At 30.2% G+C, this 19,977-nt stretch carries 21 protein-coding genes; 2 read left to right on the top strand and 19 right to left on the bottom strand.

The window, feature by feature from the left end:
• Nucleotides 1–120 precede the first annotated feature (120 nt).
• The 10 genes from I4V16_RS12550 to hemC all read right to left on the bottom strand — a co-directional run bounded on the left by I4V16_RS12550 (nt 121) and on the right by hemC (nt 9,765).
• The gene (locus I4V16_RS12550; protein WP_049179538.1) at nt 121–690 is read right to left on the bottom strand and encodes a DUF3867 domain-containing protein; all 570 of its coding nucleotides are present in this window, start codon (nt 688–690) and stop codon (nt 121–123) included.
• 103 nt (nt 691–793) lie between these two features.
• Nucleotides 794–1,849 carry a spermidine/putrescine ABC transporter substrate-binding protein gene (locus tag I4V16_RS12545; RefSeq protein ID WP_111918440.1) on the bottom strand — a complete coding sequence of 352 codons (1,056 nt, stop codon included), beginning with the start codon at nt 1,847–1,849 and terminating at the stop codon, nt 794–796.
• Nucleotides 1,850–2,012: 163 nt separating this feature from the next.
• Nucleotides 2,013–2,561, bottom strand: coding sequence for a hypothetical protein (locus I4V16_RS12540; RefSeq protein ID WP_049179540.1), 549 nt, complete (start codon nt 2,559–2,561; stop codon nt 2,013–2,015).
• Between the two features lie 70 nt (nt 2,562–2,631).
• Entirely contained in the window at nt 2,632–3,174 is a 543-nt protein-coding gene (locus I4V16_RS12535) for a nitroreductase family protein (protein ID WP_049179541.1), read from the bottom strand.
• 312 nt (nt 3,175–3,486) lie between these two features.
• The gene (locus tag I4V16_RS12530; RefSeq protein WP_049177066.1) at nt 3,487–4,257 is read right to left on the bottom strand and encodes a formate/nitrite transporter family protein; all 771 of its coding nucleotides are present in this window, start codon (nt 4,255–4,257) and stop codon (nt 3,487–3,489) included.
• 64 nt (nt 4,258–4,321) lie between these two features.
• Nucleotides 4,322–5,107: a sirohydrochlorin cobaltochelatase gene (locus tag I4V16_RS12525; protein WP_049177067.1), complete on the bottom strand. Its 786-nt coding sequence runs from the start codon at nt 5,105–5,107 to the stop codon at nt 4,322–4,324.
• Nucleotide 5,108: 1 nt separating this feature from the next.
• Complete coding sequence (gene hemL / locus I4V16_RS12520) at nt 5,109–6,392, bottom strand: glutamate-1-semialdehyde 2,1-aminomutase (protein WP_049177068.1); 1,284 nt, start codon at nt 6,390–6,392, stop codon at nt 5,109–5,111.
• A 48-nt stretch (nt 6,393–6,440) separates the two neighbouring features.
• Nucleotides 6,441–7,406 (bottom strand): porphobilinogen synthase, encoded by a 966-nt coding sequence (hemB, locus tag I4V16_RS12515; RefSeq protein ID WP_027099382.1) that lies wholly within the window; start codon nt 7,404–7,406, stop codon nt 6,441–6,443.
• Nucleotides 7,407–7,409: 3 nt separating this feature from the next.
• On the bottom strand, nt 7,410–8,882 hold the full coding sequence (gene cobA, locus I4V16_RS12510) for a uroporphyrinogen-III C-methyltransferase (RefSeq protein WP_049177069.1): 1,473 nt from the start codon (nt 8,880–8,882) through the stop codon (nt 7,410–7,412).
• Between the two features lie 4 nt (nt 8,883–8,886).
• Entirely contained in the window at nt 8,887–9,765 is an 879-nt protein-coding gene (hemC, locus tag I4V16_RS12505; protein ID WP_027099380.1) for a hydroxymethylbilane synthase, read from the bottom strand.
• A gap of 210 nt (nt 9,766–9,975) precedes the next feature.
• Here hemC and I4V16_RS12500 point away from each other — a divergent pair, with 210 nt between their 5' ends.
• The gene (locus tag I4V16_RS12500; RefSeq protein ID WP_049177070.1) at nt 9,976–10,494 is read left to right on the top strand and encodes a hypothetical protein; all 519 of its coding nucleotides are present in this window, start codon (nt 9,976–9,978) and stop codon (nt 10,492–10,494) included.
• Nucleotides 10,495–10,540: 46 nt separating this feature from the next.
• Here I4V16_RS12500 and asrC read toward each other — a convergent pair whose 3' ends face one another.
• The 7 genes from asrC to I4V16_RS12465 form a co-directional block, all read right to left on the bottom strand.
• Nucleotides 10,541–11,509 carry a sulfite reductase subunit C gene (asrC, locus tag I4V16_RS12495; RefSeq protein WP_027099378.1) on the bottom strand — a complete coding sequence of 323 codons (969 nt, stop codon included), beginning with the start codon at nt 11,507–11,509 and terminating at the stop codon, nt 10,541–10,543.
• 13 nt (nt 11,510–11,522) lie between these two features.
• Nucleotides 11,523–12,314 (bottom strand): anaerobic sulfite reductase subunit AsrB, encoded by a 792-nt coding sequence (gene asrB / locus I4V16_RS12490; RefSeq protein WP_027099377.1) that lies wholly within the window; start codon nt 12,312–12,314, stop codon nt 11,523–11,525.
• Nucleotide 12,315: 1 nt separating this feature from the next.
• Nucleotides 12,316–13,323, bottom strand: coding sequence for an anaerobic sulfite reductase subunit AsrA (gene asrA, locus I4V16_RS12485; RefSeq protein WP_195966881.1), 1,008 nt, complete (start codon nt 13,321–13,323; stop codon nt 12,316–12,318).
• Between the two features lie 92 nt (nt 13,324–13,415).
• Nucleotides 13,416–14,093, bottom strand: a complete 678-nt coding sequence (locus I4V16_RS12480) for a Crp/Fnr family transcriptional regulator (RefSeq protein WP_027099375.1) — start codon at nt 14,091–14,093, stop codon at nt 13,416–13,418.
• Nucleotides 14,086–14,745, bottom strand: coding sequence for an NAD(P)-dependent oxidoreductase (locus I4V16_RS12475; RefSeq protein WP_027099374.1), 660 nt, complete (start codon nt 14,743–14,745; stop codon nt 14,086–14,088). Before I4V16_RS12475 ends, I4V16_RS12480 begins: the two co-directional genes overlap by 8 nt.
• On the bottom strand, nt 14,703–15,908 hold the full coding sequence (hemA, locus tag I4V16_RS12470) for a glutamyl-tRNA reductase (RefSeq protein ID WP_049177071.1): 1,206 nt from the start codon (nt 15,906–15,908) through the stop codon (nt 14,703–14,705). The genes I4V16_RS12475 and hemA overlap by 43 nt, the downstream gene beginning before the upstream one ends.
• Nucleotides 15,909–16,070: 162 nt before the next feature.
• Nucleotides 16,071–16,931: a 4Fe-4S binding protein gene (locus I4V16_RS12465; RefSeq protein ID WP_027099372.1), complete on the bottom strand. Its 861-nt coding sequence runs from the start codon at nt 16,929–16,931 to the stop codon at nt 16,071–16,073.
• A 161-nt stretch (nt 16,932–17,092) separates the two neighbouring features.
• Between I4V16_RS12465 and I4V16_RS12460 the strand changes: the two genes are divergently transcribed.
• Nucleotides 17,093–17,734: an undecaprenyl diphosphate synthase family protein gene (locus I4V16_RS12460; protein WP_049177073.1), complete on the top strand. Its 642-nt coding sequence runs from the start codon at nt 17,093–17,095 to the stop codon at nt 17,732–17,734.
• 92 nt (nt 17,735–17,826) lie between these two features.
• On the opposite strand, the gene I4V16_RS12455 is transcribed toward I4V16_RS12460, so the two are convergent.
• The gene (locus I4V16_RS12455; RefSeq protein WP_161799068.1) at nt 17,827–19,125 is read right to left on the bottom strand and encodes a HAMP domain-containing sensor histidine kinase; all 1,299 of its coding nucleotides are present in this window, start codon (nt 19,123–19,125) and stop codon (nt 17,827–17,829) included.
• A 129-nt stretch (nt 19,126–19,254) separates the two neighbouring features.
• A complete protein-coding gene (locus tag I4V16_RS12450; RefSeq protein WP_049177075.1) occupies nt 19,255–19,950 on the bottom strand; it encodes a response regulator transcription factor in 696 nt (231 codons plus the stop codon).
• Nucleotides 19,951–19,977 lie beyond the last annotated feature (27 nt).

The following is a 19,977-nucleotide window of genomic DNA, read 5'->3' as shown; positions in this document are numbered from 1 at the left end:
TAAGCTATACGGTTGGCACTATCAGCCCCCGTTACGGACTTTCACCGATTAGTGTACGCCCATGCTGGGCGCACTTAAAAAAGAGAAGTTGCTATTGCAATTTCTCTTTTCAATCATTTATTAATATTGGTAGTCTTTTGTATTTTCACAAAGTTTAATTTCTAATATTCCATTATCTCTTAATTTCTTATATGAACACAGGAAGTCACTAAGTTCTAAATCAGCTAAGTCTATTTTTCCTTCGCTATAAATAAGAACTTTTTCTTCATCTAAGATTATAGTTACACTATTTTTATCATTATTTATTCTGTATCTTGATATAGCTTTAGTTTCTATTTGAGAATTATACTTTTCGTTAAAACTCATATTTTTTCTTACCTTTTCATAATCACTACTAATCTCTGATACATTTATTCCTGCTGACTTTAATTGTTCATCTATCATTGATGAATCAAAACCATATCTCTCCATAAGCTTCTTTTGTATATTAAAGAATTGCTCTTGAGTTATATTATTTTCTTCCATGTATTTATATATATTTTTAGTAAAGTCAGCCATTGTGATTTTACCTTGTGCCATATCATAATATAAAGAGTACATATAATTTTCAAGTTTATCTACAAGCTTATCTTCGTCTTTTTCTTTTGCCCTATTCTTAAGCTCGTTAAAATCAATGATTCTATCGTCCATAATATCACTCCTTTTTGTATATTATATAATAAAAGCTTACATTTAACTACAATGTTAATAAAAAAGTAAGGAAAAGCTATAATTAGCTTTCCCTTATAAATCATTAATTAACAGATTTTATTTCTGTCCAAGCATCATCATATATTTTCTTAACATCGCTTGGGAAGTCTGTATATATTTCGCATCTATCCATTATTTCTTTAGGCATATATGCATTAGGGTTATTTCTAACCTCTTCTGGTTGTTCTAGTCTTGCTTCTCTATTTGGTGTTGTATATCCAATTTCATCAGCAATTCTTAAAGCACTTTCCTTATCACTTACAAAGTTTATGAACTTTTCAGCCCCTTCAACATTTGATGCATTATGAGGTATGCATAAGCTATCAATCCAGAAATTTGCTCCTTCCTTAGGCACAACATATACTAAGTTTGGATACTCATCTTGTAAATTTAATCCTTCTCCAGACCAAATCATATTTATATCAGATTCACCTGCTGGAATCATTGTTGTTCCATTATCAACCCCATATAATGGGCTAACTAACTTTCTTTGATCTAGTAATAATTGTTTTGCCTCTTCAATTTCTTTTGGATTGGTTGTATTTAAAGAGTAATTTAACTTCTTTAAAGCAGCTCCCATTGTATCTCTATATGTATCAAACATAAAGATTTTTCCTTTGTACTTTTCATTCCAAAGTATATCCCAACTGTCAACAGGTTCTGTTACTACATCCTTATTATAAATTAACCCTACTGTTCCAAACATATAAGGAACTGAGTACTTGTTACCTTGATCAATATCAAGATTTAAATATGCCTCATCCATTTGAGAAATATTAGGAATATTATCCTTATTTAACTCTTGAACAAGATTTTCTTTAATCATTCTTGGCATTAAAGCGTCAGATACTAAAATAACATCGTATTTTACTCCTCCATCTTTAATTTTTTGATACATTGTTTCCATATCATCAAAAGTAGTTATGTTGACCTTGATACCGAACTTATCTTGGAATTCTTTTATAGTTTCTTCATCTATATTTTCTCCATAGTTAAGAAAATTAATTTCCTTTGAAGAATCTTTATTACATCCTATAAAGAAGGTACCCATTATAACCATACAAATTGATAAACTTAATAATTTAAACAATCTTTTCATTTTGTACTTCCTTTCATCATTATTTAAACTTTCAATATTCTTTTGGCATTATATCATTATTTCAAGTATATGTTCAATAGATAAGTAATATTTATTATTACTTCACAAAAATTAAAAGACTGTTACAAAGGAGTTAACCTTTTGTAACAGTCCATATAAATAACTATTTTTTCTTTTTCTTTTTGTTAGATAATACCATTCTACTTTGAACCTTTACCTTTGTAGAAGGTCCCTTTGCTGCATTCTTATATAACTTATAATGTGCATAGAATCCTATTAATAATAATGGAATGTAGAATGTTGAAAGAACTCTAATATATAATGCTACTGGAGCTAAAAACGAAGCTATAAAAAGCACTACGTTCACATTATATCTGTCACAAAGTTTATTATATAGTGTAATTGCATAAATAGACCAAGCTACAGAAACAATTGCACCAATTATAGTAAATGCTATATTATCCACTATAGCAGTTGATACCGCACCTGTAATAAAACTTACGATAGCTAGTACTATCATTATCATATTACCGCCAGCCACTTTAATTACCATATATGAATTTGCAAAAGGTATCCAAGCAAGCCATGGACATTTTACTTTTTCTACCTTTGCTATCTTATAAATTGCTAAGGATGATAAAACATAATTTACAACTCCAAATAACATATTTACTACTGCCATTAATCCCATTAACGATGTTGTTTCGTCCATTATAAACCCTCCCATACTTTTGTATAAATATAATCATATCATATTTATTTATCTGTCAACAAGTTATAAATCAATATTCATTATAATTAATTATATCCTTTACATTTTTTCTAACTTTCCTTCTTGTAACATCACTTGATGGATATCCTAAGGATATAACTAACTTAATTTCTCTGTTTTTAGGAATACTTAAAAGTTCCTTTATTAACTTTTCCTTAAACCATCCCATCATACAAGTTCCAAGACCAAGCTCAGCAGCTCCTAAACAAATATGTTCACAAGCTATACCTATATCTAAAGAGGTATAATCCATCCCCTTAATCTTTTGTCCAATTCCCGATACTAAATTTCTCTTCTCTCCTACCACCACAATAAAAACAGGTGCTTCAATGGCAAATTTATTTAGTCCTACTAATGGATCATACAATCCCTTAACTAGACTTTGTTTTTTATTCTCATCATCAACAACTATGAATTTCCAAGGTTGAGCATTACATGCAGATGGAGCAAGCCTTGCCCCTTCAATTATTTTTTCTATTAATTCCCTATCAACCTTTTTATCTAAATATCCTCTATCGCTTTGTCTTTTACTAACTAAATCAAAAAAATTCATTTACCAATCAACCCTCTTCACAAAATTCTCCAACACCTTCATTATAAAGTTGTTTTTTTATATCATCAACCAAAGGCTGTAAGGAATAAAGACTTCTTCCCCCTTACACCTCTAATATATTTATATATTGTTATATTTTTATATTTATATATTGTTATATTTATAAGAATTTTTATTTTAAAAGAATTTCTCTAAAATTTATTATTTATATTAATAATATTATTTTTATTTTTAATATAAAAGTTGGGTTGATATTAAAGTTAAGGAAATAAAAAAAGAAGAACTTCACTCAGTTCCTCTTCTCTCTAAAAATTATTTCTTCTTTCCTGTTAAGAAAATATATGATCCAGCTATTACTCCAGCTCCACCTATAAAGTTACCAATGGTAACAAATATAAGATTCTTAGCCATAGCACTTAAAGCTAGTCCACTTCCTGCTGGAATTAATTTAACTATTGCAAACAATCCCATATTAGCAATACTGTGTTCATATCCAGCTGTCATAAATGCAAATACACACCAAAGAATCATCATTATCTTTCCTGATTCACTCTTCATCTTATAAAACATCCAAGAAGCTAAGCAAACAAGAATGTTACAGAATATTCCTCTGATAATCATCTCAGGTGCAGTAAGAGATATCTTGCTCTCAACAGTTTTAACCATATAGTAAGCAGTAGATTCATTTATTAATCCACCTTCTACAAATAAAACTGCTGCAATAATTGAACCTAAGAAATTTCCAAGCCAGCTAAATCCACATATCTTAGCTACATCAATCCACTTAGTTTCTTTTTGGTTTGCACCAATTACCATTGTCATTGTATTACTTGTAAATAAATCAGCTCCAGCAAAAACTATTAAACATAATGCAATACCAAATGATAATCCCATTACTATTTTTGTCCATGGTGAATCTGCAGTACCTAAAAGTCCACCTATAACATAGGCCAACATTGTACCAAAACAAACATATAATCCACCAAGCATTGAAGATAAACCATATTTTGCAAAGCTATCTTCTAACATATCCATTTTCTTTCTCGCAGAATGCGATATTGTCTTTAGTTCATTGATATACATACGTACACTCCTTAGTAAAAATAATTCCCTTAAAATATCCTTAAAAATTTTATAATAAGACAAGCTATTTATCAAGTATCTTAATTAGGCTTTTTAGGTATATTTCTCTAAATTCATATCTTTCTCCTAAAGAGGTATCCTGCTTATTTACTTTAAATCCATTTAATTCTAATTTCGAACACCAAGACTCTTTATTCTCTCCAAATATATCCACCTTAGCATGGTACCCTGACACTATTAAAAAAGAGGTTACTGTTAAGGAGTTTACATTGTCTTTTTTAAGCTCTTCTACTATTTCATCAAAAGTTGGATTTCCTGCTAAAGTTGCAAAGTATATTCCTTTTATATTTCTCTTTTTAAGTTCCTTTCTAACTAATATAAATGGTACGTCACAAGTATTTTTAATACCATGCCCAATAAAAAGTATAGGTTCATCCTTCGGCTTTATAGATATAACTTTTTCAATAATATCATCCATTTTACTAAGACCACCATGCTCCTCTAAGGATAGCAATGGCTCTGCTATGGTCATAGATTTAAATTTATCTTTATAGCTCTCAGCAATCTCTTCAATATTATCTTGTTCCTTACCTCTAATAAGATGAAGAGGAAGTATTATTACTTCCTCCACACCCTCTTTATATATTCTTTTTAAAGCTCCCTCTAAACTATGAACTTGTATATCATGCTTTAAAAGTAACTTTTCTCTTATATGTCTAGAAGTAAAGACTTTAATTACTCTATAATCTGGAAAAGCTTTATTTATATCTCTTTCTATTGGGTCAATACTATTTTCTATCCCTTTTCTTTCAGATGTTCCAAAAGAGGTTAATAATATGACCTTTTTCATTTTACTCTACTTCCTTTTTAATAAATTCTTCAAATGCTTTTAAGAATTTAAAAACATGTGTAATATTATGTGTTGTTGATAGGAATGATGCCTCATATTGTGATGGTGCTATATTAAAGCCACTGTTTATCATATGAGTAAAGTATCTCTTAAATCTTTCTTCATCACATTCCTTAACTTGGTCATAAGATGTTACTTCCCCATCTTTGAAGAATATAGTAAACATTCCACCTGCTCTATTTATAGTAACTGGGAAACTATACTTTTCTTTAATCTTATTAATACCATCCTCAAGCTTCTTTCCTACATTTTCAATGTGATTATAGTATTCTGGATGATCGTATAGTTGTCTTAATGTTGCAAGCCCTGCTGCCATTACTATTGGATTTCCTGACATTGTTCCAGCTTGATATACTCCACCTAATGGTGAAAGATGTTCCATAATCTCTTTTCTACCACCATATGCACCACATGGAAGTCCTCCTCCCATTATTTTTGCATATGTTACTAAGTCTGGTTTTACATCAAAAAGACTTTGAGCTCCTGTAAATGATACTCTAAATCCTGACATAACTTCATCAAATATAAGTAAGGCTCCAAATCTATCACAATACATCCTTAGCTTTTTAATAAACTTTTCTTGCGCCTTAACAACACCCATATTACCTGCTACAGGCTCTATAATTACTGCTGCTATTTCTTTACCATAATTTTTGAATAATTCTCTAACTTGATTTTCATCATTATAAACACCAATTAATGTGTTCTTAACACTTTCTTCTGGTACTCCAAGAGATCCCGGGATTCCTTCAGTTAAAACCCCTGAGCCTGCTTCTACTAAAAATCCATCAAAATGTCCATGATAACATCCAGCAAATTTAATTATTTTATCTCTTTTTGTATATCCTCTTGCAAGCTTTATAGCGCTCATAGTAGCTTCTGTACCTGAGTTAACCATTCTTACCATCTCTACATTAGGCATAGTTTCACAAAGGAACTGAGCCATTTCTAGTTCTAACTTAGTAGGTGCTCCAAAGGCTAATGCATTTTCTGATGTTTCTTTAATAGCTTTTATAACTCCATCATTGCAGTGGCCTAATATTAAAGGTCCCCAAGCTAAAACGAAATCTATATATTCTTTTCCATCCTCATCAGTTATAATTACACCTTTTCCACTCTTAATTACAGGAGGATTCATTCCCATATTTCTATAAGCTCTAACTGGACTATTTACTCCACCAGGCATATATTTCTTACTTTCATTAAAAATGCTTTCATTACTCATATAAATTACTTTCCTTTCCTAACAAAAATGAAGAGTAAAAGGTTAGCATTAACCTCTTATCTTCTTTGCTGCATAAATTGCATAATAGGTTATTATTATATCAGCTCCAGCCCTCTTTATGGAAGTAAGCATTTCCATAACTATTCTTTCCTCATCAATTAGCCCTGCTTTAGCTGCTGCCTTTACCATTGCATACTCACCACTTACGCTATAAGCTGCAACTGGAACTATGGTATTATCCTTAACTTCTCTTATTATATCTAAATAAGAAAGAGCTGGCTTTACCATAACTATATCTGCTCCCTCTTCAAGGTCCATCTCTACTTCTTTTAAAGCTTCTCTTCTATTAGCTGGGTCCATTTGATAAGTCTTTCTATCACCAAACTTAGGTGCAGAATCCGCTGCTTCCCTAAATGGTCCATAGAATGCAGAACAATACTTAGCTGAATAACTCATTATTGATACGTTTTTGTACCCATTATCATCTAAGGCTTCTCTTATATAACCTACTCTACCATCCATCATGTCAGATGGTGCTACCATATCTGCTCCTGCTTCTGCATGAGATACTGCAATTTTACACAAATATTCTAATGTTTTATCATTATCTACATATTCCCCATCTAAGATACCACAATGTCCATGATCTGTATACTCGCACATACAAACATCTGTAATTACAAATATATTAGAATCAATTTCCTTAATTTTTCTAACAGCTTTTTGCACTATTCCATCCTTAGCAAAGCCCTCTGAACCACAACAATCTTTAGTTTTAGGTATACCAAAAAGAATAACTCCTCTTACTTTAGCATCTCTTACTTCTTCAATGATTTCATGAAGTCTATCTAATGAATAATGATAACATCCTGGTAAAGAGCTTATTTCCCTTTTTATATTTTCACCTTCAACAACAAAAATAGGTAAAATAAAATCATCTGGTGAAAGAGTTGTTTCCCTAACTAATGCTCTAATATTTTCATCTCTTCTAAGTCTTCTTCCTCTATTAATCATTTACTACACTTCCTTATTCACAATCTCAACAATTTCCCTTAAAAATCCATCCTCTGAATGTTGCTTACACATAAGCCCATCTATTCCACGTTCCTTTAAAGCCTTGAAAGTAATAGGACCTATTGCAATACATTTCTTTTTCTTAACTTCTTCAATTCCAACCATATCTACCATATTATTCACTGTACTTGGGCTAGTAAATAATACTATATCTACTTCATCAAAACTTCTTTTATTTTGAACCTTCCCTGGAACTGTATTATAGGTATGAACTCTATCCACTTCTAATGCTAAAGCTTCAATTTCATCCTTTAAGAAAGTTCTACTCTTTGATGAACATGGAATTAACACCTTTTCTCCAGGTTTTAAATCTTCCTTAATAGCTTCAAAAAGCCCCTCACCAACAAATTCTCTAGCCATTTTATAAGCTTGTATTCCTCTTTGTGCTAAAGCTTTCTTAGTAGCCTTTCCAACTACAGAAAATTTAGCTTTTAACCTTCTTATATCGTAATTTTTTTCTATTAAATAGTCAAAGAAAATATTAACCCCATTTACTGAAGTAAAAATTATGTGATGGTATTTATCTAACTTTTCTACATATTCATCTAGGTTTTCTAAGGTTTTCTCAATCTTAATAGAACTTATACTTGTAACCTCTGCACCTAACTTAGTTAGCTTATCCTTTAAGCTTGATGCTTGCTCTCTAGAGCGTGTTACACAAATATTCCACCCAAATAGGGGCTTTTTTTCATACCAAGATAGCTTATTGCTTAAATTAACCACATCTCCCACTACAATAATGCAAGGTGATTGTAGTCCTGCTTCTTTAACTTTATCTACAATATTATCCAAAGTTCCAACAACCTTTTTTTGCTTGGATGATGTTCCCCTCATTACTACAGCTGCAGGGGTATTAATATTCTTTCCATACTTCGTTAAATTTTCTACTATTTTTTCTAAATTACTAAGGCCCATCATAAATACAAGGGTTCCAGTTTCATTTGCTAAAGCTTCAAAGTTTATTTTTTCTTCAACAGCTGTCATTCCCGTTACTATATGAAAACTTTGTGCAATACCTCTATGAGTTATAGGAATACCCGCATAGTTTAATACAGCTATAGGTGAAGTAACTCCAGGAATAACCTCAAAGTCTATTCCCTCTTTTTCTAAAGCTAGAACCTCTTCGCCACCTCTACCAAATACATAAGGGTCTCCCCCTTTAACTCTTCCTACTAAATGACCTTCATTAGCAAGCTTTACTATCATTTCATTTATTTCGTCTTGAGTTTTATAATGAGCACCAGGTTCTTTACCACAATAATAAACTTCACAGTCCTCACTTAAATAATTTAAAACATTATTGGATACTAATCTGTCATAAAGAACTGCAGTACATTCTCCTAATGCCTTTATAGCCTTTAAAGTTAATAATTCCTCATCTCCAGGACCTGTTCCTATTATATACGCCTTACTCATTTTACTACCTTCCACAACTTAATACTTTTTCTGCTAATCTTTTTCCTAGCTCTATGTTTTCTTCTATGGAACCATCTATATCTTTCTTTATTATTTTTCCATTCACCATATAAGTTCCAATCATATATATTTTACTTCCCTCTATAATTGAATAAGCTCCTATAAGGCTATGACAATCTCCATTTAGAGCTTTCATGAAGCTTCTTTCTGCTTCTACTTCTAAACGTACCATCTTATTATCTAAAGCCTTAAAATACTCTTTATTTTTACTATTTTTTAAACACTCTATTCCAAGAGCACCTTGACCTATTGCTGGGATGAATATATTAGGGTCAAAATAGTCTGTTATTATTTCCTCCATCCCTAATCTTTTTAATCCTGCAGAGGCTAAAATTATACCATCTAACTCTTGTTCTTCCATCTTTTTAAGCCTAGTTTGAACATTACCTCTAATAGGTACAATCTCTAAGTCACTTCTTATCTCTTTTAAAAGTGCAGCTCTTCTATTACTACTTGTTCCTATCTTTGCACCTTGCCTTAATTCACTAAAATTAATACCTTTTCGTGAAATAAATGCATCTCTAACATCTTCCCTTTCAGGCATTGCAACAAGTTCAAATTCTTCAGCTAATTGAAAAGGAACATCTTTCATGCTATGTACTGCACCATCTGCTTTTCCTTCTATTAATGCTATTTCTATTTCCTTTGTAAAAAGTCCTTTTCCACCTATCTTATCTAAAGTTACATCTAATCTTTTATCACCTTCTGTAACAACTAATAACTTTTCAGAATCTATATTTTGTTGTTCTTTTAATAACTCCATAACTCTCTCAGTTTGAACCTGAGCAAGCTTACTTTTTCTTGTTGCTATAATTAAACTCATTTATTTCACCTCATTAATTTATATTGCCTCATATTTCTATATTATATTCTATCATTTACCAAGTCCAATAGGTATTTTTTATCTTTTCAAAAGGCGTTTAATTATATGTAGTTTTAAATACATTTCTTGTAATTTATTTGTAAACACTATCCTTATGTAAACTGCTACTCTTAAATTATAGAAAATAAATAAAAAGGGTGAGAAAACTTTATGAAGAATAAATTTATATCTTTTTGTCTTTTGTTAGCTTTACCAATTGCGTTAATATCCTGTAATACCTCAAAAAATGAAGTTATTCAATCTAATCCTTCTCCAAAAGAAGAAGTTACCAGTGGATTACAAGAACAACCTGAAGAAAACCTAATAGAATCTAACATTGCTACCCCATATACCAAAGAACAATCTATAAAAAATAATGATTTAGTTTATGACGCTAAAGAAGAAAAATATGTAGATAGTACTCCTCTTAAAAACTTCTTAGATAATGTAAAAAATAATAAACCTGCTAAAGTTAGATACACTCAATATTATGAAGGCTTACTAGATAAAATGAGAGATGTTGAATTTGACATTAAAGCATTTAAAGTGAAAGAATATGATACTAAATCTCCTGAATTAAAATATTATAACTATACAGTAATAGGAGGGGAATCCATTACTATTGTAAGTAACTACTATAAACTAGAAGGGGATGGAATGAAGCTATTCCCTGTAGAAAACAATAAATAAACTTTTATCAAAGAGAGGGACTGCATAGCAATCCCTCTCTTTAAAACTACTCTCTATATTTAACTCCGCTCCAATAAACATTGTCTTTTACTATAGCATCCTCCGGTAATTCTACTCCTTCAAGAACCCATTTCTTAAATTCCATAAATCCAGTTCTATCAACAATATAACCTACATGCTCTTTTCCACCTGGAGCATTTCTATCTATATATTGTTCAACATATTTGTAACAATTGTTTATAATCTTAACTATACTATCTTCATCAGCCCATATAATAAAATCTTCTCCAAGTCTTGGATTTTTCTTACCTGTCCTTCCCATGATAGTAAGTCTATAATATTTCTTCTTGCTTCTAGTCCAAGCACCTGTAGGACAATTAATTACACATTCCCCACATCCGATACATCTTCTGTGATCTCTAATAACCCTATAGTTTTCTGCATGTAAAGCTTCTGTAGACTTCTTCTTACAAGCTCTTACACAAGCACCACAAGATACACACTTTTCTGAGTCATATTGTGGCATTGTCATACCTATAATACCAAAATCATGCATTCTAGCTTTAATACAATCATTTGGACATCCTGTTAATGCTATCTTAAAATGAAGATCATTAGGGAAAATTTCTTTTTCAATTCTCTTAGCAAAATTAGTAGTATTATAGTTTGCATATGGACAAACATTATTTCCTATACATGCAGATACATTTCTTGTTCCTGCTGCTGTATATCCCTTACCTGGGATTTCTTGATTTATATCTAATCCCTCTATAATAGGTTGTAATAATTCATTAACCTTGTCTATATCTGAAAACTTAATTCCTGGTATTTCAAACCCTTGTCTAGTTGTTAAATGAACAGTACCATTTCCATAAGTATCAGCTATTTCTTGAATTAATCCAAGATACTCTGCTTTTAAGTGTCCACCTGGAACTCTTACTCTTGAAGCAGTAATTCCTCTAGTTTTTGTTATTCTAAAAGCGTTCTTTTTTAACTTTTTAGTATTTATATCCATATTAACTACACCCCTAATCTCTTAAAAGTTTGCCTTTGGAATAATTAAATACTGGTCCATCTAGACATACATATGTATCATCTATTCTACAGTGTCCGCATTTTCCAAGTCCACAACACATCTTTCTTTCATGTGATATCCAAATGTTTTCTTCCTTCATTCCAAGCTTTAAGAACTCAGCCACAGTAAACTTCATCATCATTGGAGGTCCAACTACAATAACTTGTGCAGTATCCATATCTTCAAACTTAAGTTCTGGAATATACTTTGTAACTAGTCCAACATTTCCTTCATATCCTTCTTCAGCAGAATCTACTGTTAAAGTGAAGTTTATATTCTTTTCCCACTCCTTCATGTCTTCCTTAAATAACATATCCTTAGGAGACTTAAATCCTGCTATAACTCTTGTACTTGTTGCATCTTGAGGATTCTTTGAGAAGTAATCTACTATTCCCTTTACTGGAGAAAGTCCAGTACCACCAGCAACTATAACAACTTCTCTTCCTTTATAGTTTTCTACATCGAATCCATTTCCATAAGGTCCTCTTAAAAATAACTTATCTCCCTTATATTTAGTGAAAACTTCGTTTGTTACCTTTCCTACTTTTCTAATAGTTAAGTCAACATAATCTTCTCCTATTCCACTAACTGATATTGGAGCTTCTCCAAACTTAGGAATAGAAACTTCAAAGAATTGTCCAGGCTTTACATTCCCTTTAAATGACATTCTAAATGTATATTCTATATCTGTATGTTTAATAACATCTAAAACTTCTGAAACAAATGGCAAATATTCATTATGCATACTACTTCACCTCATCCATAGCTTTTTCTAACTTATTAATACAATTTGAGAATGATATATACTCTGGACAGATATCATCACATCTACCACATCCAACACACATGTGATATCCCCATTTCTTCTTATAATCATAAACTTTGTGAAGAACCTTATATCTCATTCTTTCACCCTTAGCTCTTCTAAAGCTGTGGCCACCTGCCATATCTGTATACCCGTCAACTTGACATGATGCCCATACTCTTCTTCTTTCTCCTACCTTGCCATTATCTCTGTAAATAACATCTTGCATTGTAAAGCACGTACATGTTGGACATACAAAGTTACATCTTCCACAGGCTATACATCTTTGAGAATATTCATCCCACATCTTAGAATCCATTACTGATAAGTCTAAATTTTCAGGGATATTAACCTTTACTTCATTCTTTTCTACAAATTCAGGTATAACATTAATATCTTCTTCAGCAAATATTTTTACTAATTCTTCAATTTCTTTATCTTTAACATCTAATAAAACTTCATTTCCATCTACTTTTATGTAACAATCATATTCATCAGTTTTATTAGTTCCCATATCTACACAAAAACAATTTTCAAAGCTTTTTTCGCATCCAAACACTATAAACTTTGTCTTTTCCCTAATCTTTTTATAATAATGGTCAACAAATCCATTTCTTAGATAGATATCATCTATTCTTTTAACTCCATGTAAATCGCAGCTTCTTAGGAATACTACTAAATTCTTTTCTTCTACCTCTGCTTCTTTCACCTTATCTTCTGTAAAGAAGAATAAAACTTGTGTTATTGGTAAAAGTACTTCCTTATATGAAAAATCTGATTTTTTATCAAATTCTATTTCTTCTATTTTATTTATCTTTCCATATCTAATTCTATCTGTATCTGAAAAAGTTCCTTCTCCTTCAAAAACTTTAGGAGCATATACTTCACTATTCTTTTGTAATTGAACTATAAGCTTATTCATATTTTCTAGAGTTAATCTATATCCCATATCCACATCTCCTTACAGAAAACTTGTCTTTGTTCTTATATCGTTATTATAATAACAATATAAAAAAAACTCTGTGATAATTCTCACAAAGTTTAATTATTTTTAAAATATTTAGCTAGTTTATTTTTATCTTTTACAATGATTTTTTTACCATTTAATACTATAAGTTCTTCTTTTTGCAATACTTTTAACGCTCTAGAAATAGTTTCTCTTGGAGTTCCAAACATATCTGCAAGATAAGTAATACTTATATTAAGCCCTATCTCAACTCCATCTTCAACCTCCACTCCATGGTCTTTAGCAAGTTTCCATAGCTTTGCAGCAACTCTCTTTTCAATCTTAATAGGAGTAGCATTTTTTATCTGTCTATATAATCTTCTTACTTTTTTAGATAATGAATTAATTACTACAGTAGTTAGTTCAAAGTCCTTTGACATAATTTTTACAAATTCATCTCTATCAAAACATAAGATTTCACTATCTTCAAAAGCCTCACAACTTATCGATGCTGGTAAATCATCTAATACAACATCATTTATTATTTTTCCTTCTCCTAGTATAAAAATAATTCTTTTATGGGCTTTTTCACCTATCTTATATAATGTAACCTTTCCTTTTAAGACAATAAATATTGTGGTTACCTTATCTTTATCAAAAAATATATGTTCACCTTTTTTATACTGCTTTTCTATACATAAGGAAGTAAGAGAATCTATTGTTTCTTGCTTTAATCCAGAGAATAATTCTAAATCACTTAATTTTTTACTCATTATTAAAATCCTTTTCCTTAAAAAACATTTTTAATATTATATTAGATTTTTTTATTTTATAAAAGAAAAAGAAATCTTCTGTAGAAATAAAATCTGTTAAAACTTTTTTAATACTACTATCTTTACACCTATTTCTTAATATAGTAGTATAACCAATAAAATCATCATATTTTAATAGTTCTTCTTCTACCTTTTGCGCTATAAATCTACTTCCTTTAGGATTTCCTCTTCTTGTATTAACACCAACAACAATATTTTTCAAATCTTTTTGCATTGGTATTGACCCCATTCCTTCCATAAATTCTGTTGAATCTATGTATATCCTACTTTCTTCTTCGCAATCTCTCTTTATTTCTTCTTTTTTATTCTTATCATCTATAGCTATAATAACCAAATGCTTATTTTTTATAAAGTTTTTATCATATTCTTTTTTATATATTTGTATATTTTCTCCCTTAAACTGTTTAAATTCTTCCCCTATTTCTTTTGCTAAGACCTCCACTAAGCATCCTTGATTAAAAAAATGCTTTGCTTTAATAAAGCCACCTCGTCCTGCTCCAATAATGCCTACTCTTAGTTTTTTTGAAAATACTGATATTAAAGAAAACTCTATTCCTCTGTTAAGAATATCTTCCTCACTATTCTTAAACATTCTTCTTCACTTCCTTCAAGGGTCTCATTTTTTATGACTTCAATAGCTCTATTAATATAAGCATCTGAGGTACTTTTTAATAACATTTTTACAAGCCCTTCATCTTTTAGATCCCTACTTTTATTTTGATAAGTATTTAATCTTTTTGAGTATACCTCTTCGCCTTTCATCTTTAATTCTTTTATAATTGGCGAAATCTCTCGAAGAGCCTTCCATTCCATATATTCCTTTAAATATTCTTCATAAATATACTTATATTCTGACATTCTTTGAACTCTTAATGCTTTATTTTCGTCATCAACTTCACTTATTTCATCAATATTATATACTTTTACTTTATTTAATAATCCAACTTCTACTTCAACATCTCTTGGTACCGCCATATCAAATATAGATAATGTCTCTCTTCTTTCTACAATATCATCTTTTAAAACAACAGCATGTGGAGCATTAGTGCAGGATATTATAGAATCTACTTCTTGAATAAATTGATTTTTTTCTTTGAAATTTATAATTTTTACATTTTCCTCATGTAAATCCTTAATTTTTCCCGGCTCTCTAACTACTAAATATATATTTTCCACCTTATGTGATAAAAGATATTTAACAGCAAGTCTTCCTATTTCTCCATAACCAATAACCATAACTTTTTTACATTTTTCTTTTAACATAATAGAAATTGCAACTGAAATAGATGAAACTGGTATCTCAAACAATTTTGCTTCTGTTCTAAACTTTTTACCACAGGTTATTCCTTCTTGAAATAATCTTCCTAACTCTCCACTACATGTACCTTCTTCTAAGGATTCAATATAGACATTTTTAATTTGCCCTAAAATTTGATCCTCACCTACTATTCTTGAATGATAGCCACAAGCAAGCCTAAATAAATGTCTATATGCTTTTTCCTCTTCCACATAAAATATAAAGAGCTTTAATTCATCATTCCACCCTATTGTTTTAAAGATTACGTCTATCACTTCTTCTTTATTTAGCTTACTATCTACATATATTTCTGTTCTATTACATGTTGTTAATATTATTACTTCATCAAAATATTTCATTAATTCATTTAATATTTCATTTTTTCTCTTCTTTTTTATAGTAAAGGCTTCTCTAATTTGAATTGGTATATCTCGCCTTATTCCCATTAAACTAATCATGATTTCACTCCAAAATTTTTCAAATAATATTATTATTTTATCCTATTTTCTTTATTGTATATTAACATACAGCTATTTAAAATGATATAAAAATAAAAGATAATAAAGATGACCTCTTGTTTTTTCATCTCTATTATCCTATTTTATATATTAATGCACATTTTATATACTATGTAAAATGTCATTAATAAATTTTTCTTGTCCTATTCTATCCATAGTCTTACAGATTCTTTCTCCAGCCACACCATTTTCTTTATAATAATCCATAATATTATCAACTACGCCAACAATATCATCTTCGCTAAAAATTCTTCCTAAAGATGTTCCAAGACTCATTCCTCTTCCAAATCTTCCACCAACAAAAATTTCTGCTCCTTTTTCCCTAGCAATAAATCCACCTGTTCTACAAGCTCTTACACATCCACCACATTTCACACATAATTCCTCATTGAAGACAATTTTTTTATCCACTAATTCTAAAGCCTTTTGTCTACATGCTTTTACACAAAGTGAGCATCCGACACAATTTTCCTCTACATATTCTGGCACAGTTCTTCCCATTATTCCAATGTCATTTAAACTCGCTTTTGCACAGTTATTGGCACATCCCACAATACCAATTTTACATTTTGCGTGAGTATCAGTTCCAAAATATTTTTCTTCTAGTTCCCTACAAATTCCTTGGGTATCAATATTTCCATGTAAGCATACAGTGCCCTTACAAGAAACAAGTGGTCTAACCTTCATTCCAGTACCACCATGTCTCAATCTCAGTTTTTGAGATTCTTCAATTACATTTTCAACATCTTCATTTTTAATCCATGGAACTTCAATTTGAAGTCTAGTTGTAACACCACTATATCCTTTTCCATATTTATCTGCTATATAATTTATATTTGCTAATTCTTCAGTAGTAAAATTCCCCGCTCTACTTAAAAACCTTACAGCAAAATGTTCTTTATCATTTTGTAATAAAAATCCCAATGCTTTTAATTCTTTTTGTCTTTTTTGATTTACTGCCATACCATCTATCCCCCTTGATAAATATATAACAATATTTTAGTAGATTTTTCATAATAGTTCCAATAATAATACCTTATATATGTTATAAGCAACTAGTTATATAGGATATTTTTTTAACTAATGGAAATAATATGATTATAAATTTGTTGAGGTGATATATAATGAGAATTCCAAAACATATAGGTATTATTCCAGATGGTAATCGAAGATGGGCAGTAAAAAATGGGATGACTAAAGATAAGGGGTACGCTCTAGGCATAAACCCAGGTCTTATTCTATTTAAACAGTGTAAAAAATATGGTATAGAAGAAATAACATTCTATGGATTCACTGTTGATAATACAAAGAGACCTAATGAACAAAAGTTAGCATTTACAGAAGCATGTATAAATTCAGTACAACTTTTAACTAAAGAAGACTGTGAAATATTAGTAATGGGAAATACAAAATCTACTTCATTCCCTAAAGGCCTTATCCCTTTTACTAAACGTAGAACCTTCGGAAAAGGTGGTATGAAGGTAAACTTCTTAATTAATTATGGCTGGGAATGGGACCTAAACGAATTAAAATCTGCTGATGAAAAAAAGAAGAATATATATAATAATATTCACTCAAATGATATTTCTAGAATTGATTTAATTATACGTTGGGGCGGTAGGAGAAGATTGAGTGGGTTCCTTCCTGTTCAATCTGTGTACTCTGATTTTTATGTAGTTGATGACTTTTGGCCAGACTTTAAACCAGAACACTTGGAGGAAGCTTTAAATTGGTACAATGAACAGGATGTAACCTTAGGAGGATAAAAGTATAAAATTGTAGTTCCCCCTTTGATTTATAGCAAAGTAAAATTTTATAATTTCCTAGACGTTAAAAAGGTCCTGTAATCAGGACCTTTTTAGTATTTATTCATTCTAATATAAAATATAGTTTTATCATCATTATTTCTTTTTACTATAGAAATTTCACCATTATGGTTTTCCACTATTTTTTTAGTAATAGATAGCCCTAATCCTGAACCTCCATCACTTTTTCTGCTAGAATCTCCTCTTACAAAAGGATCAAAAAGTGAATCTTTTATTTCATCTGGTATTCCTACTCCATTATCTGAAACTTCTATAACAATAGATCTCCCCAAATCCCTAAGCTCTATTTTCAACCTAGTTCCTGGTGGGTTATATTTTAAAGAATTATCTATCAAGTTACTAATAACCCTCTTAAACAATCTCTTATCTATTTTTAATTCTATGACTATTTCTGGAATATTTACTACAAGCTCAAACTCTCTTTCACTTATTTCATCAAAGTATTCAGCAATTAACTGCCTTAAAAACTCACAAATATCTACAACTTCTAATTTTAGCTTATACTGAACACTCTCTAATTTTACAAACTCAAAAAGGTCATCTACCAATTCCCCAACCTTTTCTGATTTGTTGTATATAGTTTTATAATATCTCTTTTTTTGTTCTTCTTCTTCTATAAGATTTTCATATAATGCTGCTGAAAATCCTCTTATTGTAGTAATAGGTGTTTTAATATCATGAGATAAGTCTATTAACATTCTCGTTTTACTTTCTTCAAGTTTCTTGTTTTCTTCTCTACTTGCTTTAAGCTTATCAATTAAATAATTAATTGTATCACTTATTACTATAAACTCTTTCTCTCCATCTAAAACTAACTTTTCTTCATAATCACCTTCTATAACTTTTCCTAATGCATTATCTATTTTACTTAAAGGCTTCTTAAACTTCTTAGCCGTCCAAATACTGTAGGCTACAATACTAATTATAAAAAATACTAGTGCTATACTTATAACCTTTATATAAAGTTTAAATAATGGCTTTCCTAAACTATAAGGTACAGAAAAGATATTAATAGCTAAAGAAACTTTATCTTCTGGTACTCTAATCAATATAGTTTTAAAATCAGTATCCTCTTCTACTGTATCAACTAACACAAAGTACCTTTCATCCTCATCACACATACTAATTGTCTGTAACAGCTCGTATTCAGAATATGAATCCTTTAATGTTTTATCCTCGGGTATTTTCCCCATTCTATGAATAACATTTCTTTTACTATCTAAAACTTCAATAAAACCTTCAAGTTTTACTAATACATCTTCATTTAACTTAGAATAATCATCATATTTTCCATGAAGTAAATCTAATACTGGTGCCCCCCGATTCTCCATAGACTTGGACATTTTATATCCCAAATAGGTGTATGCTAAGAAAAATATACTAGCTAGTATTATTACAAATGTAATATAATTTTTAAATAAAGAAATTAAGAGTTTATCATTTCTTTTTTTCATAGTACTTTACCTTTTTTCAAACTTATATCCAAGACCCCTAACAGTCTTTAAATATACAGGATTTCTAGAGTCTTCCTCTATCTTATCCCTAAGTCTACTAATATGCACCATTATAGTATTATCACCACTTAAGAAGGCTTCGTTCCACACTGCTTCGAAAATTTGATTCTTTGTTAATATTCGCCCTGCGTTCTCCATTAAGTACTTTAATATTCCATACTCTATAGACGTTACTTCTACTTCTTTTCCTCTAACTATAAGTTTTACATTATATGTATCTAATTCTATATCTCCTATAACTATCTTAAGACAAGCATTCTCTTTAGCGCTTAATTTATATACCCTTCTTATCTGAGCATTAACTCTAGCTACTAATTCTAAAGGATTAAATGGTTTTGTAATATAATCATCTGCCCCTAAATCTAGGCCCAATATTTTGTCAGAATCTTGATTCTTGGCTGATAACATTATTATTGGGATATTGTATAGTTTTCTTATCTCTTTAATCACCCTATACCCATCTACACGTGGCATCATTATATCTACAATTGCCAAATCAAAATCAGTATCGTTTTTTACTTTTTCAAGGGCTTCTTGTCCATCGTTTGCTTTTACAACACTATACCCTTCTTTTCCTAGGTATAGCTCTATTAATTCTAATATTTCTTTTTCATCATCACAAATTAATATCTTATAACCCATTTTATCTCTCCTACTTCCACAATAAAG

The sequence above is a fragment of the Clostridium sp. 1001283B150210_160208_E6 genome (assembly GCF_015669365.1).
In the GTDB taxonomy this organism is placed as follows: Bacteria; Bacillota; Clostridia; order Clostridiales; family Clostridiaceae; genus Clostridium; species Clostridium paraputrificum.
The sequence above is the reverse complement of the archived record's forward strand: the minus strand, read 5'-3'. Positions and strand labels throughout refer to the sequence as shown.